At 73.1% G+C, this 13,349-nt stretch carries 11 protein-coding genes; 10 read left to right on the top strand and 1 reads right to left on the bottom strand.

Features of this window, described 5'->3' with window-relative positions:
• Positions 1–924 precede the first annotated feature (924 nt).
• The 3 genes from AC07A6_RS24950 (at position 925) to AC07A6_RS24940 (ending at position 3,006) form a co-directional block, all read left to right on the top strand.
• A complete protein-coding gene (locus tag AC07A6_RS24950; protein WP_478778574.1) occupies positions 925–1,506 on the top strand; it encodes a TetR/AcrR family transcriptional regulator in 582 nt (193 codons plus the stop codon).
• The gene (locus AC07A6_RS24945) at positions 1,503–2,033 is read left to right on the top strand and encodes a dihydrofolate reductase family protein (protein ID WP_478778573.1); all 531 of its coding nucleotides are present in this window, start codon (positions 1,503–1,505) and stop codon (positions 2,031–2,033) included. Before AC07A6_RS24950 ends, AC07A6_RS24945 begins: the two co-directional genes overlap by 4 nt.
• Before the next feature lie 157 nt (positions 2,034–2,190).
• Positions 2,191–3,006, top strand: coding sequence for a hypothetical protein (locus tag AC07A6_RS24940; protein WP_478778572.1), 816 nt, complete (start codon positions 2,191–2,193; stop codon positions 3,004–3,006).
• A 70-nt stretch (positions 3,007–3,076) separates the two neighbouring features.
• Here AC07A6_RS24940 and AC07A6_RS24935 read toward each other — a convergent pair whose 3' ends face one another.
• On the bottom strand, positions 3,077–4,228 hold the full coding sequence (locus AC07A6_RS24935) for a dihydrofolate reductase family protein (protein WP_478778571.1): 1,152 nt from the start codon (positions 4,226–4,228) through the stop codon (positions 3,077–3,079).
• A 375-nt stretch (positions 4,229–4,603) separates the two neighbouring features.
• Here AC07A6_RS24935 and AC07A6_RS24930 point away from each other — a divergent pair, with 375 nt between their 5' ends.
• The 7 genes from AC07A6_RS24930 (at position 4,604) to AC07A6_RS24900 (ending at position 13,232) form a co-directional block, all read left to right on the top strand.
• The gene (locus tag AC07A6_RS24930) at positions 4,604–5,806 is read left to right on the top strand and encodes a glycosyltransferase family 2 protein (protein WP_478778570.1); all 1,203 of its coding nucleotides are present in this window, start codon (positions 4,604–4,606) and stop codon (positions 5,804–5,806) included.
• Positions 5,803–7,074: a hypothetical protein gene (locus tag AC07A6_RS24925; protein ID WP_478778569.1), complete on the top strand. Its 1,272-nt coding sequence runs from the start codon at positions 5,803–5,805 to the stop codon at positions 7,072–7,074. Before AC07A6_RS24930 ends, AC07A6_RS24925 begins: the two co-directional genes overlap by 4 nt.
• A gap of 129 nt (positions 7,075–7,203) precedes the next feature.
• A complete protein-coding gene (locus AC07A6_RS24920) occupies positions 7,204–7,965 on the top strand; it encodes a GTP cyclohydrolase II (RefSeq protein WP_478778568.1) in 762 nt (253 codons plus the stop codon).
• Positions 7,962–9,317, top strand: a complete 1,356-nt coding sequence (locus tag AC07A6_RS24915; protein WP_478778567.1) for an MFS transporter — start codon at positions 7,962–7,964, stop codon at positions 9,315–9,317. The genes AC07A6_RS24920 and AC07A6_RS24915 overlap by 4 nt, the downstream gene beginning before the upstream one ends.
• Positions 9,318–9,463: 146 nt before the next feature.
• Positions 9,464–11,140: a WD40 repeat domain-containing protein gene (locus AC07A6_RS24910; RefSeq protein WP_478778566.1), complete on the top strand. Its 1,677-nt coding sequence runs from the start codon at positions 9,464–9,466 to the stop codon at positions 11,138–11,140.
• A 28-nt stretch (positions 11,141–11,168) separates the two neighbouring features.
• Positions 11,169–11,924 carry a class I SAM-dependent DNA methyltransferase gene (locus AC07A6_RS24905; RefSeq protein ID WP_478778565.1) on the top strand — a complete coding sequence of 252 codons (756 nt, stop codon included), beginning with the start codon at positions 11,169–11,171 and terminating at the stop codon, positions 11,922–11,924.
• A gap of 18 nt (positions 11,925–11,942) precedes the next feature.
• Entirely contained in the window at positions 11,943–13,232 is a 1,290-nt protein-coding gene (locus AC07A6_RS24900; protein WP_362457011.1) for an extracellular solute-binding protein, read from the top strand.
• Positions 13,233–13,349: the final 117 nt, after the last annotated feature.

The raw sequence follows: 13,349 nt of genomic DNA, 5'->3' as shown, positions 1-13,349 counted from the left end.
CCTCCCCGTCTCCGCTGTCTCCACGCCGGAGGCTCCGGCCGGGAGCACAGGGAAAACTTCACGCACCGGGCTTCTCCATTCGTCGGTACAGGCGATTGCCGCGCTGCGAGCAGGCCTCACTGCACGACGGCGGACGGGCCGTACGCCGAGGTGCGTCCCGGCGACGGGTCCCGGGACCGCTTCGGGCACGCCGGAGGGCACCGAAGTGAACGGTTTGGATTCCGGCGTATCCACCACCGGACGGGACGCGTTCCAGCCGCCGGACGCGCGTCCGGTCCGGTCCCCGGGGTCCAGGGCTGAACCCGCAGATCAGCCTAGGGAGCGGTCCCGCTGCCCGTACCCGATCGGAAGTCCTGCGGTCCCCGGAGCAAGGTCCTGAAGCCCCCTGAAGGAAGGCGGTCTCGCCGACGGCCGCCCCCGCCCCTGCGGCCGAGCCCCCCCCGCGATCCGGGGGGCTCGGCGACGCGGAGGTCGCCGCCCGCTGCGCCGCGCTCCTGTCGCTGCGTGGTGGAGCGCATCGGTGCCGCTGACCGGGGCCGCGGTCCTGGTCCTCGTGGTCTCCCTGGCCGCTGGCACGACACCGTCGGTCCGTGGCCTGATCTCCGGTGGGCCGTCCACGAAGAGCAGTCGTTGCGCGCCTTGCCGGCCGAGGTCGGCACGGTGCTGGACGATCAGCAGCACCGCCTGTGATGAGGCACGTCCCGCTGGCCCTTGGCCAGGGCGCGGCCGCCGTCCGTCGAGGTCTGTCCGTGTCCGCGACCGGCGCGTGCCTGCGCGGCCGGGCATGCCGCGGTCCGTCTTGGTGCTCGAAGGGTCCCGCGCCACTCGGCTGCGGACACCGCTCTCCGCGCCTCCTGCTCCGCACGTTAATAAATGACTCACCATTTATTAACGTGCTACAGTCGATCTTGAGAGGAGGCGCCCATGCCGCGACCACGTGCCACCAGCGACGCCGAGATCCTTGCCGCCACTGGGCGCGCCATCGGCGCGCACGGCCCCGGCAGGCTCACCCTGGCGCATGTCGGCGCCGAGGCGGGGGTCTCTCCAGCGACTCTGTTGCAGCGCTTCGGTTCCAAGCGGGGTCTGCTGCTGGCGTTCGCCGCGGACGCTGCCGCGGACGCCGCCGCGCCGTACCGCAGGGCGCAGGCCGCCTGCGACTCCCCCCTGGCGGCGCTGCATGCCGCCGCCGACGAGTTCGCACGGCACATGTCCACCCCCGAGGAGATGGCCAATCACCTCGGCATGCTCCAGCTCGACCTGTCCGACGCCGAGTTCCGCGTCCATGCCGCCGCGCACACCGAGGCGGTCGACGCGGTGCTGAGAGAGCTGCTCGCCGACGCCGTCGCCGGAGGCGAGCTCCCCTCCGGCACCGACGTGGCACGCCTCGCCCGCGCCGTCAAGATCACCACTGACGGCTCCCTGCTCCGGTGGGCCCTCACGGGCGAAGGCGATCCCGCCGATCTGCTCCACGACGACCTCGACCACCTGTTCGGGAGGACCTCATGACCTTTACCGCCACCGTCTTCATAGGCACCAGCCTGGACGGCTACATCGCCCGCCCCGACGACGACATCGAGTGGCTGACCTCGCGCGGCGAGAAGGCCGGCGACCTGGGCTTCTTCGAGTTCCTCGACTCGGTGGACGCGGTGATCATGGGCCGCAACACCTACGACAAGGTCATCGGCTTCGGCGAGGAGAACTGGCCCTACGGCGACCGTCACGTGGGCGTCCTCAGCACCACCCTCCCCGAGGACGCCGACCCGCGCATCACCGTCTACCGCGACTTGGACACCCTCGTCGCCGACCTCGACCAGCGCGGCGTCAAGCACGTGTATCCCGATGGAGGACGGCTCGTACAGAGCTTCATCCGCGCCGGCCGTGTCGACCGGTTCATCATCAGCGTCGCCCCGGTCCTGATCGGGGCCGGCCACCGGCTCTTCGGCGAGTTGCCGGATGACGTCGCACTGCGCCTGGACGCGGTCGCCGACCTCGGCGGCGGCTTCGCGCAACTGCGCTACACGGTCGAGAAGTAGGGAAGCCGCGGGCTGTCCTCGAATCCCCGGTGCCGGCGCGCGCGGTCTCCAGGCCGCGGCGCCGGCTCTGGCATTCGCCGGACCGGCTCCGTTGGTCACCAACCGCCCCGGGCAAATCCGATGGCACCGACAGGCTTCCGGCGACAAGACTGCACCGGTGAACACCCTGCCACCGCCGCCCGAACCGCTCCTCCTGCCGGTACGGGACCCGCGCGCCCGCGACCTCGTTCTCGACTACGCGGACATGCACGCCCTGGTTGTCGAGCTGGTTCTGCCCGGCGACGCGTCGATGTACGTCATGAGCGCGTTGGAAACCTCCCGCGAGCTCATCCGGCACTCCTACTACCGGTACGAGTTCGCCACCGTCGCCGTCACGCATTCCCTGTTCGCCCTGGAGCACGTCCTTGCCGAGCGTCTGGCCGCCAACGAACCGCTCCACGTGCTTATTGCGCGGGCCGCCGACGCAGGGCTCATCACCGCCGGACTCGCCGCCGAACTCGACCGCAGCCGGCTGCTGCGCCACAAGCTCACGCAGGGCGCCGAGTCAAGCGCCGCCCTCCACCCGATCCGGGCCGTCGCCCTGGTGCGTGCGGTCTTCGACGCCGTCGGCATGCTCCTTCGCCCACCGTCCGCGGCAGAGGCGGCAGCCGCCGGCGTGGCCGGAGCGCAGCCCGAAGGCGGACTCGCCCGACTGTGGGAGGACCACCTGCGCGCCCTGTTCCCCGACGGCTTCCGCGGCGTGGACTTCGACGGCGTGGATCTGGTCCTCCTGGACGCCGACGTCGCCGGCCTCGTGCAGAGGGAGCTGAAGGGCGGACTCGACGAGAGCGGCATCGCCTGCCTCTGGGGCTGCATCGCCGCCCTCGACAAGATCGTTCCTCTGCTCAACGAGGAGTACTGCGCCTCCTACTTCACGGAACTCCGGACGATGGCCCAGGTCGCGGCAGCGCCCTACATCCCCACCGCGCCCTGACCACCGCGGCGGCCATCCGCATCCGGGCCGCGAGGCGGCCGCTGGGAGACGCCCCGGACCCGTCCCTCCGTCACTTTCCGGGTGACAGGTGCGCATTGGGCGCCCGGCCCGCCTCCGCGTACTCCGGCACCTCCACCACCGTGATGCCCCGCGCCCGGAGCCTCTCGGTGCCGTTCGCGCCCGGTACGAACGTGTCGGGCTCCCGCCATGCCGTGACCACGCGCCGGATCCCGGCCTCGGCGATCAGCTCCGCGCAGGGGTGCGGGTGCGAGGCGCGCCGGCCGCAGGGCTCCAGACTGCTGTAGACGGTGGCTCCGGCCAGACCGGGGTTCCCGCCCACCTTGGCGAGAGCGGCCTGCTCCGCGTGCACGCGCGCGTCGCCCCCTTCGCGGGAGTGGCCCCGCGCGAGCTCGCGGCCGTCGGCGCCGACGACGATCGCCCCGACGGAGAAGGCCGTGGTGGAGGGCGGGCAGGCCGCCGCGAGCGCGCAGGCCTCCCCGAGCCAGGCCGCGTCGGCTGCGGTGGCCTGCACCTCCGCTCCCGGACGGCGGTGGGTGGCGTAGCGCAACAGGGTCACGTCACCGATCCTCCGCGTACCGGCGAGCGCCAGCCGGTGCTCGGGGCCGCCCGGATAGTTCCCGGGCCCGAACATCCGGGGTGCGTCCGGCCGGCCCACGACGACCGGGGCGACGACGAGCTGGAGCTCGTCCGCCAGTTCCTGACGCAGGAACTGGGTGTGGATCCGGCCGCCGCCCTCGACCATCAGCCGGCGCACGCCGAGGCCGTGCAGGTGCTCGAGGACCTGCGGCCATACCTCCTCCTCCGCCACCTGGTGGACCGTCGCCAGCCCGCCGAGGGCCGCCACGGCCCTGTCCCGGGCGGCGCGGCCCACCGCGTACACGAACTTGGCGCCTCCGTGGTGCCAGAAGCGAAGCTCCGGGTCGAGGTCGCCACTGCGTGTGACGGTGGCCTTCGCGGGGTGCGGGGGGAGTCCGGCGCCGACGCGGGCAGCGCGTCGGGCGGTGGAGCCCACCCGGACCCGGGGATCGTCGGCGCGCAGCGTGCCGGCTCCGAGCAGGATCGCGTCGCACGAGGCGCGTACGGAGTCGACGCGGTCGAAGTCCTCCTCGTTGGAGAGCAGCAGCCGCGGTTCCCCGGGAGGGGTGTCGAGGCAGCCGTCCAGGGAGACGGCGGCCGAGAGCAGGACGTAAGGACGGGGCATGGAAGAGCTCCTCGGAGCTGGTGCGGGGGTGCGCACGAGAGGGCGCACGAAAGGGCTGACGAGGGGGCGGAAGACGGGGCGGAAGACGGGGCAGATCGGGGCGAACGCACGCCCCGAAGAACAGGGTTGGCCAGACGCCGGGCGATTGGTACAGTCCAATGCGTGCCGTCGATCTTGGAGCCAACCGGTCTCGACGGCCGATCTCGAACCGAGTGTCCGCCCTCTGCGGAACCTTCCACCGGATGCGCTCCGGTGCACCGTCGGACCAACCTACAGCTGGAACCTGACAGTCATTCACGGAGGAGTCGCCATGTTTCGGTCAAGAAGGAAGAACTGCAAGCATTTAGCCACGCTGCTTTCCGCGTCGAGGCTCCGATGACCGACATCCTGGTTCCCACCTGGCCGTTACGCTCATACGCCGCCCCGCCGCCGCCCCGTGACTGGCAGCCCACCCGCCGGCTCACCCTCCTGATGCCGTTCCACCGCGAGACCCGGGCGACGCTCGCCCGCTCGGCGCAGGCCGTGGCCGCGCTGGACTACCCCCCGGAGCTGCTCCAGGTGCTGTGGCTCGTCGCCGACGGCCCGGAGCACGCACGGGAGGCCGAGCAGGCCGAGGACGCCCGGGCCGCCGCCGGCCGGCCCGAACTGGACTGGCGGATCCTGCGCCTGCCGGGCATGCGGCCCAAGGGCGCCGCCCTGAACCACGCCTTCCCGTACGCCGAGGGCGAGATCGTCGCCATAATCGACGCCGACGTCGTGCCCGATCCCGGCCAGCCGGCGGAAGCCGTGTGGGCCCTGGAACACGGCTACGCGCTCGTCCAGGCCGAGGAGGTCGGCGAGCCGGGCCCGCGGCTGACCTCGCGCGTGAAGACCGCCGAGGACACGGTCTGGCACGCCTCCGTACGGGGACTGGCCCGTGCCGCCGGAGTGCACGTCGTCGCGGGAAGCTCGGTCTACGCCTGGAGCGCCACCTGGGACGGGGTGCGCCCGATCCGCTCGGACGACGTCGAGGAGTCCTACCACTGGTCCCTGCGGCTCATGAGTCAGGGCGCCACCACCGGCTTCCTGCGCCGGCCGTCCCGGGTCAGCTCGACCGACCGTACGGGAGCGGCCCTGCGCCAGCGCGCCCGGTGGGCCCGGGGGCAGCTGCGGGCCGTGGCGGTCACCTGGCCCGAACTCTCCCCGCGCGGACGCCTGCTGGGGGCGGTCACGGTGGGCAGCATGGCAGCCAGGGCCGCGATGCCGGCCCTCCTCGCGGCCGCGGTCGTATCTCCCCCGGCGCGCAAGGCGGTGGCCGTGGTGGTGGCGGCGGACGTGGCCTGCGTCCTGGGTGCCCGGCGCAGTCCCGAGTACCGCGACCGGGTCGACGGCCTGGCCTGGGCCCTCGTCGTGCCCTGGCACCTGGTCGGCGCCGTGGCCGTCTACCGCGCCGTGTGGGAATGGGCACGGGGTGACCGGGGCTGGCACAGCGTCCGTGACACGGCCGACGCCGTACCCGGCGACCCCGCACCCGGCGCCGCAGCCGCGGATCCCACGCCGAGTGCCGCCCCGGGAACCGGGCAGGGGGTCTCCCGTTGAGCACCGGCACCGGCACCGGCCTCGCGCCCGTGATCAGCGCCGCGGTCATGGCCCATCCCCGCCGTCTGGAGGAGGCCCGCCGGCTCGCGGACGCCCTGCGGCCCTGGCGGGCCGAGATCGCCGTCGACCCGGATCCGAACGGGCCGCCGACCACCTTGCGCACCGCCCGTGCGGCCTGGTCCCGGATCGGTACCGGAGCCACCCACCACCTCGTGCTCCAGGACGACGTCGAGCCGTGCCGGGACTTCGTCCGGCGCGTGGAGGCGGCCGTCGCGGAGCACCCGGACGCGCCGCTCGCCTTCTACGCCAACTGGAACTCGTGGAACGGGGCCGCGACCCGGGCCGCCGCCCTCCAGGGCGCCTCCTGGGTGCCCGCCGTACCGGGGGAGTGGGTCCCCACCCTGGCACTGCTGCTGCCCCGGAACGACGTGGCGGCGCTGCTGTCGGCGGTGCCAGCGGAGGACGCCCTTCCGGAACCCGACGACGTGGTGGTGGCCCGCGAGCTGGCGGCGCGCGGCCGCAGGGTGCTGATCTCGGTCCCGCACCTGGTGGAGCACGTCGGATCGGCCAGCATCATGGGCAACGACCGCTTCGGCCCCCGGCATTCGGCCTGCTTCGCGGACGACGTCCACGACGTCCACGACGTCCACGACGTCCACGACGTCCACGACGTCCACGACGTCCACGACGTCCACGACGCGGCGGCCGGGCAGCCGGGCACCGCCGGCACCCTGCCGGAACCCCCGCGGGTACTCGTCCACCGCCCGCACGGACACGCCCACGTGGTCCTCACCGCACCGGACGGCGCGGACGGCGCGGACGGCGAGCCGCTGTTCCTGTCCCGCGGGGCGTACCTGCGCGGCACGCCCGCCGCCGAGCGCGCGCACGAGCGGTGGACACGAGCCCGCGCCGCTCTGTCGGAACTGCGCGTACCCGACGAGCTGTCGTGGCTGTGCGAGGAGATCTGGCACGGCGCCCACCTGCTGGGCCTGCACACCCCGCCCACCGAGCTCCTCCCGTCCCCCGCCCTGGTCCGCGTCGCCCTGCGCAGCTGGATCCTCGGCGGCACGGCCGACAGCCCCGACCACCGGCTGTGGATCGCACAACGGGTGGCCCGCCTCACGGGCCTCGCCGAGCAGGCCTTCGAGGCCGGACGGGACGACCGCCGGGTCCACGGGCCGCTGCCCGCCCTCCCGAAGGAGCGGCTGGCCGGGCTGCCCGCGGGCCGGCACATCTGGCGCCACCCCGAACTCGCCCTGTCCACCTGAGAACGACCGCACCGCCCCCGAAACCAGCCCTCCGGTACCCGGCCCCGCCAGCACGCCTGCGGCGCGGCCCGGTCGAGCATGCCCCCACGAACCACACGGCACGAACCGTGAGAAGGGTGTTGAACACCGATGGCCACGGCCTCTTCCGTAGACGAAAGCCCCGACAACGACAGCCCCCGCAACGACAGCCCCCGCAACGACAGCCCCCGCAACGACAGCCCCCGCAACGACAGCCCCCGCAACGACAGCCCCCGCAACGACAGCCCCCGCAGCGACATCCCCCGCAGCGAGATCCGCGCGGAGGTCCCCGTACCGATCGAGGCGGGCGGACGTACCGTCACGGCCCGCATGGTCACGTTCTCCGGCCTGATCGACGGTCGCGAACACCTCGCGCTCGTCTTCGGCGAGGAGATCGCCCCCGTGCCGCTGGTACGCCTGCACTCGGAGTGCCTCACCGGCGACGTGTTCGGCTCGGCCCGCTGTGACTGCGGACCCCAGCTCCAGGAGGCCACCGACCGGTTGGCCGAGGGAGGCGTCCTGCTGTACCTCCGGCAGGAGGGCCGGGGCATCGGCCTCTACAACAAGCTGGACGCGTACGTGCTCCAGGACCAGGGTCTCGACACCTTCGAGGCGAACCGCCGGCTGAGCTTCGCCGACGACGAGCGCGACTACCGGGTGGCGGCGCAGATGCTCCGTGCTCTCGGCGTCGACGCCATCCGCCTCCTCACCAACAACCCCGACAAGGCCGCCCAGCTGGCGGCCTCCGGGGTCGAGGTGCGCGACTCGGTGAGCACCGGGGTGTTCCTCGGCGCCGGCAACCGGCGCTACATCGAGGCCAAGGTCCTGCACGCGGGCCACCGGATCGCCCTGACGGAGGGGGCACCGGCGTGAGCCGGCCGGCCCCGGAGGCTCCGGCCGCGTCCGCGCGGTGGCGCCGCGCCCTGGGGGTTCCCGACCTGACGGGTCAGGGCCGGATCGTGGCGGCGACCGCGCTGGACACCTTCGGCGCGGGCATGTTCACCCCGCTGTCCTTCCTGTTCTTCCTGATGACCACCGACCTGACGGTCGCACAGGTCGGACTCGGGACGAGCGTGGCGACGCTGCTGTCCATCCCGCTGACCCCGATCGCGGGCATGGCCGTCGACCGGTGGGGCCCCAGGGTGTCGCTGATCTCCAACAACCTGCTCGCCGCCGCCGGGTTCCTCTGCTACCTCCTGGTCGACTCGCTCCCCGCCCTGGTGGCGAGCATGCTCGTGGTCCTCTGCGCGGACCGCATGTACTGGGCGGCCTGGCCCGCCTTCGTCGCCGACCTCGCCGAGGGTGCCGAGCTCGACCGCTGGTACGCGTTCACGGCGGCGGGCAAGAACGCCAGCGTGGCCGTCGGAGGGGTCGCCGGCGGGCTGCTGCTGGCCAGTGGCTGGTCCGGCGCCGCCCTGCTGATCGTCGTCGTCAACGCCTCCACCAGCGTGCTGACCGCCCTGCTGTTCTGGAAGCCCGTCCGGCCGCCGAAGCCGGCGGACCCTCCGGGGCCGGAAGCGGCAGCGAGACCAGGAGCGGCAGTGGCAGCGGGACCGGACCGGGCGAAGACGCCCGATCCGCAGCCGGCACCGGGCCGATCCGGCTGGCGGGCCGTCTTCGCCGACCGGATCCTGCTCTGCGTCCTCGCCTCCCAGACCGCGCTGGCCTTCGGCTGGCTGATCCCCACCCTCATCCTCCCGGTCTACCTCGTGGAGGTGCAGGACCTGCCGGCCTGGCTGCCGTCGACCGCGCTCACCGTGAACGCCCTCCTCATCGTCGCCGCGCAGTCCACCCTCACCGCCCGGCTCGGCACCTTCGCCCGCAGCCGCGTGATCTCCTGGGCGGCGGTGCTGGTCCTCGCCGCCGTGGGCCTGCTCGCCCTCGTCCCGCTCACCGGCGGAGGGGTCCCGATCGCCCTCGTACTGGGCGCCGTGCTCCTCTTCACCACCGGGCAGATGACCGCCACTCCGGCCATCGTCGCGCTCTCCGCGACCCTCGCCCCGCCAGGGGCCCGCGGCCGGTTCCTGTCCCTGTTCAACCTCACCTGGACGGTGTCCGCGACGACCGGGCCCGCACTCGTCGGCGCGCTCATCGAGCGGCAGGCCGCGCTCCTGTGGGTGCTGCTCGCGGCTCTCGTGGCCCTGGGCGGCCTCGGCTACCGGTTCACCGGCGGCCTGGCACCCCACCGGCTCGGCAGCCCGAGCCCGCAGCCCGCCGAGGCCTGACGCACCGGCGCCCGCAGAGCCCCGGCACCGCACTGCCCCGCCCCGCCCACATACGCACGCATCCATCCACCTCCACCTCCACCTCCACCTCCACCTCCACCTCCACCCCCACCCCCACCACCCCGCACACCGAGGGAGACACTCACGTGATCCGCCACTACGGCCCCATCAGCGGCGTCGCCGCCCACGGCACCCGGTACGTCGCCACCGCCGGCTACGACAACCAGCTGATCCTCTGGGACGCCGCGGCCAAGCAGGCCATCGCCCGCGCCACCCACGACCACCTGAGCAACCAGACCGCGTTCAGCCCCGACGGCCGCCACCTGGTCAGCTCCTCCAGCGACTACTCGGCCCGCCTCTGGTCGGTCCCCGACCTCCGGCTGGTCGCCGTACTCGCCGACCACAAGGACGACGTCGAGATGTCCGTCTTCCACCCCACCGAGCAGCTGATCGCCACCGCCTCACGCGACCACCACGTACGGGTCTTCGACTTCACTGGCACGCTCCGGGCCACCTTCACCGGCCACACGGCGGACGTCATCTCCGTCGAGTGGGTGGGCGGGAGCGACGAGCTGGTCTCCTCCAGCGACGACGGCACCATCAAGCGGTGGTCCCTGGAGACGGGCGGCATGCTCGCCGAGATCGACCTCGACGGCGTGGAGACCGACACGGTCGCCATCACCCGCTCCGGCGCCATCTACGCGGGCAACGACGAGGGCGAGATCATCGCCATCGCCGACGGCGCCACGACCACCCACCCGGCACACGAGGCGGGCATCAAGCGGCTCGTCTACAACGCCGACCGGGAACTGCTGGTCAGCCTCAGCTACGACCGCACCCTGCGCGTGTGGGACACCTCCGGCCCGCTCACCCCGGTGGCCACGTCCTCGCTCCCGCCCGAGGTCTGGCCGCGCTCCTGCGCCTTCCTCGACAGCGACACCCTGGCCTTCGCCACCTTCGGGTCCTCGTACGCCACCTACCGCATCGCGGCCCAGGAGTGGAACCTCGACGGCATCGAAGGCACCCCCTGCGTCAACGCGGTGCTCGTGGACGCGGACCGCACCCTGACCATCGGCGACGCCGGAGTGCTCTGGGCCGACGGCACCCCGCACAGCGAGACCGGCAGCCTGTGCAACTTCCTCACCCCCGTCGGCGGACGCGTCGTCACCGGCGGCCAGATGGGCAAGGTCTTCGACGCCCTGACCGGCGAAGTGCTCCACCAGCACCGCTCGCCCCTCAACTGCGGCGCCGCCTTCGAACGCGACGGCCTCCCGCACGTGATCGTCGGGGCCTACACGGGCGAGGGCATCGTCTTCTCCGTGGCCGCGGACGGCACCTTCCGGCACGAGACGACCCTCCAGCTCCACGGCAACGCCGTGAAGGGCCTCGCCGTGTCGGGCGACCGGATCTTCTCCGTCTGCGCCGACGGCAGCGCCACCTGGTTCTCCGTGGAGACCCTCACCGAACTCCACCACCTCGACGAGGCCCACGACCGCATCGCCAACGGCTGCGCGGCCCTCCCCGACGGCGACTTCGCCAGCGTCAGCCGCGACTACAAGCTGCGGCTGTGGCGCGGCTTCGAACCCACCGTCGTCACCACCCCGCACGACCACTCCATCAAGTCCGTCGCCGCGACCCCCGACGGGCGGTTCGTCGCCACCGGCTCCTACCACGGCCTGGTCGCCGTCCACGACGTGACCCTCGGCACCTGGACCACGACCAGGGTGACGACCGCCGGCATCTCCTCCCTCACCTACGACACCGGGACGGGCCGCTTCCTCGCCGGCTCGTACGACGGCCGTGTGTACCCCGTCTCCCACTGACGCCCCACCCCACCGCCACGGAGGACGCGTGTCCACGACCACCGGCACCTACGGCTACGGCCCCGACTTCTACGACGACGAACAGGTCTTCCCCCGCTACCAGGAAGCCCGGGCGGCCACCGACGAAGGGAACGCCACCCTGGAGGAGCCCTACGTCACGGAGTTCGCCGGGGACCTGCGCGGCAGGTCCGTGCTGGACCTCGGCTGCGGCGACGGACGGTTCGGCGCGTCCGCGCTCGCCGCCGGGGCCCGCCGCTACCACGGCGTCGACGGCAGCGCCCGGATGCTCGCCCTGGCGGCCACCCGCCTGGACCCGGGCACGCTGGAGAAGGCCGACCTCACCACCTGGAAGTCCGCGGAACCGGGCGTCTGGGACGTCGTCACCGCCCGCATGGTCGTGCACTACCTCGACGACCTGCCCGCGCTGCTCGGCGAGGTCCGCCGCTGCCTCACCCCCGGCGGAACCCTGGTCATCTCGGTCGAACACCCCGTGGTCACCTGCGCCTACGACGGCGACTGGCACGACGGGGTGCCGTCCGAGATGCGGGTGCGCGGCTACTTCGACGAGGGCCCGCGCGACTGCGAATGGCTCGGAGCCTCCGTACGCAAGGTCCACCGCACCCTGGAGACGTACGTCGGGGCCCTCGCCGGGGCCGGGCTGCCGCTGACCGCCCTGTCCGAAGGCCGGCCCCGGCCGGAGAACTTCCGCGACCCGCGGACCGGGACCGCCCGCCGGGCCGTGCCGACCTACCTCGTGCTCCAAGCCCGCAAACCGACCGCCTGAACCCAAGAGAGGAACGACGTGCCACGACGTCTGCGACATGCCGCGGCCCTCCTCGCCTGCCTCCTCCTGCTGAGCCCGGCGACCGCGGCCCACGCCGCCGGCCGCGGATCCTCCCCGGCCCGGGAACTCACCGTCTGGCTGATGTGGGGCTCCGTCCCCCAGCCGGAACTGGAGCGGCTCACCGGGGAGTTCGAGCAGGCCCACCCCGGCGTCACCGTGAACGTGCGGATGCAGGGATGGCCGGGGATCGACCAACGGCTGGAAGCGGCCCTGAACTCCGACGACGCACCGGACGTCGTGGAGACCGGGACCACGACCACGCCGTACTTCGCCGCCAAGGGACTGCTGAAGGACCTCTCCGACCAGTCCGACCGGCTCGGCGCGCAGGAGTGGATCCCCTCCCTGCGCGAATCGGGGAACTGGCAGGGGCGCCAGTACGGCATCCCGCTGTACGCCGCCTCCCGCGTGGTGATCTACCGCAAGGACCTCTTCGAGCAGGCCGGACTCACGCAGCCGCGCGACCAGGAGGAATGGCTGCACACCACCCGGCGCCTCGCACGGGCCCACCGTGCGGAGCCCGGATTCCAGGCGATCCACCTCCCGGGCCAGAACTGGTACGTGCTGTCCGGACTCCTCCACGACCGCGGCGGACGGATCGCCGAGCACGACGGCACGCGGTGGCGGGGCGGCCTGAGCACACGCCCCGCCGCAGAAGCCCTGAGGTACTACCGCGCGCTCCAGTCGTTCTCCCAGGCCCCCAAGGACCAGGACGAGGCCCACCCCTTCCAGTACGAGGTGCTGGCGAAGGGACAGACCGGCCAGATGATCGGCCTGCCCTGGGAACTCGCCGACGCCGAACGCATCAACCCCGAACTGCGGGGCAAGCTGGGCATGTTCCCCGTCCCGGGAACCACGTCCGACCGCCCCGGCAGCGTCTTCCTCGGCGGATCGCACCTGGCCGTCGCGCAGCGCGGCCGGCAGCCCGAGCTCGCCGCCGACTGGGTCGCCCGGCTGACCGGAACCGCCTCCCAGGAGCGCCTCGCGACCGCGAACGGGGTGCTCCCCAACCGGCTCGCCCTCGCCCAGAAGATCGACCACCCCGGGGTCCGGGTACAGGCGCAGGCCGCGGCCAACGGGCACACCACCCCCGTCGACCCCCGCTGGCCCACCGTCGAGGCCGCGCCCAACCCCGTCAAGACCCTGCTCACCGACGTACTGACGGGCCAGTCACCCCGTACGGCCGGCCGCCGGGCCGACACCGTCCTGGAAGAGCGCCTCAACGCCGCCGCCCAGGGCCCGCGCCCGTAGGGCGACCGCCCACGCCGATCCGCGGGCGGGGGGGGGGGGGGGGGGGGGGGGGGGGGGGGGGGGGGGGGGGAGGGTGTGGACACGTCGACTCAGGCGCTAGAAAAGAAGCGCGCCCCA

The organism is Streptomyces sp. NPDC044002 (assembly GCF_056434525.1).
This window is presented reverse-complemented; position numbering and strand designations above follow the sequence as displayed.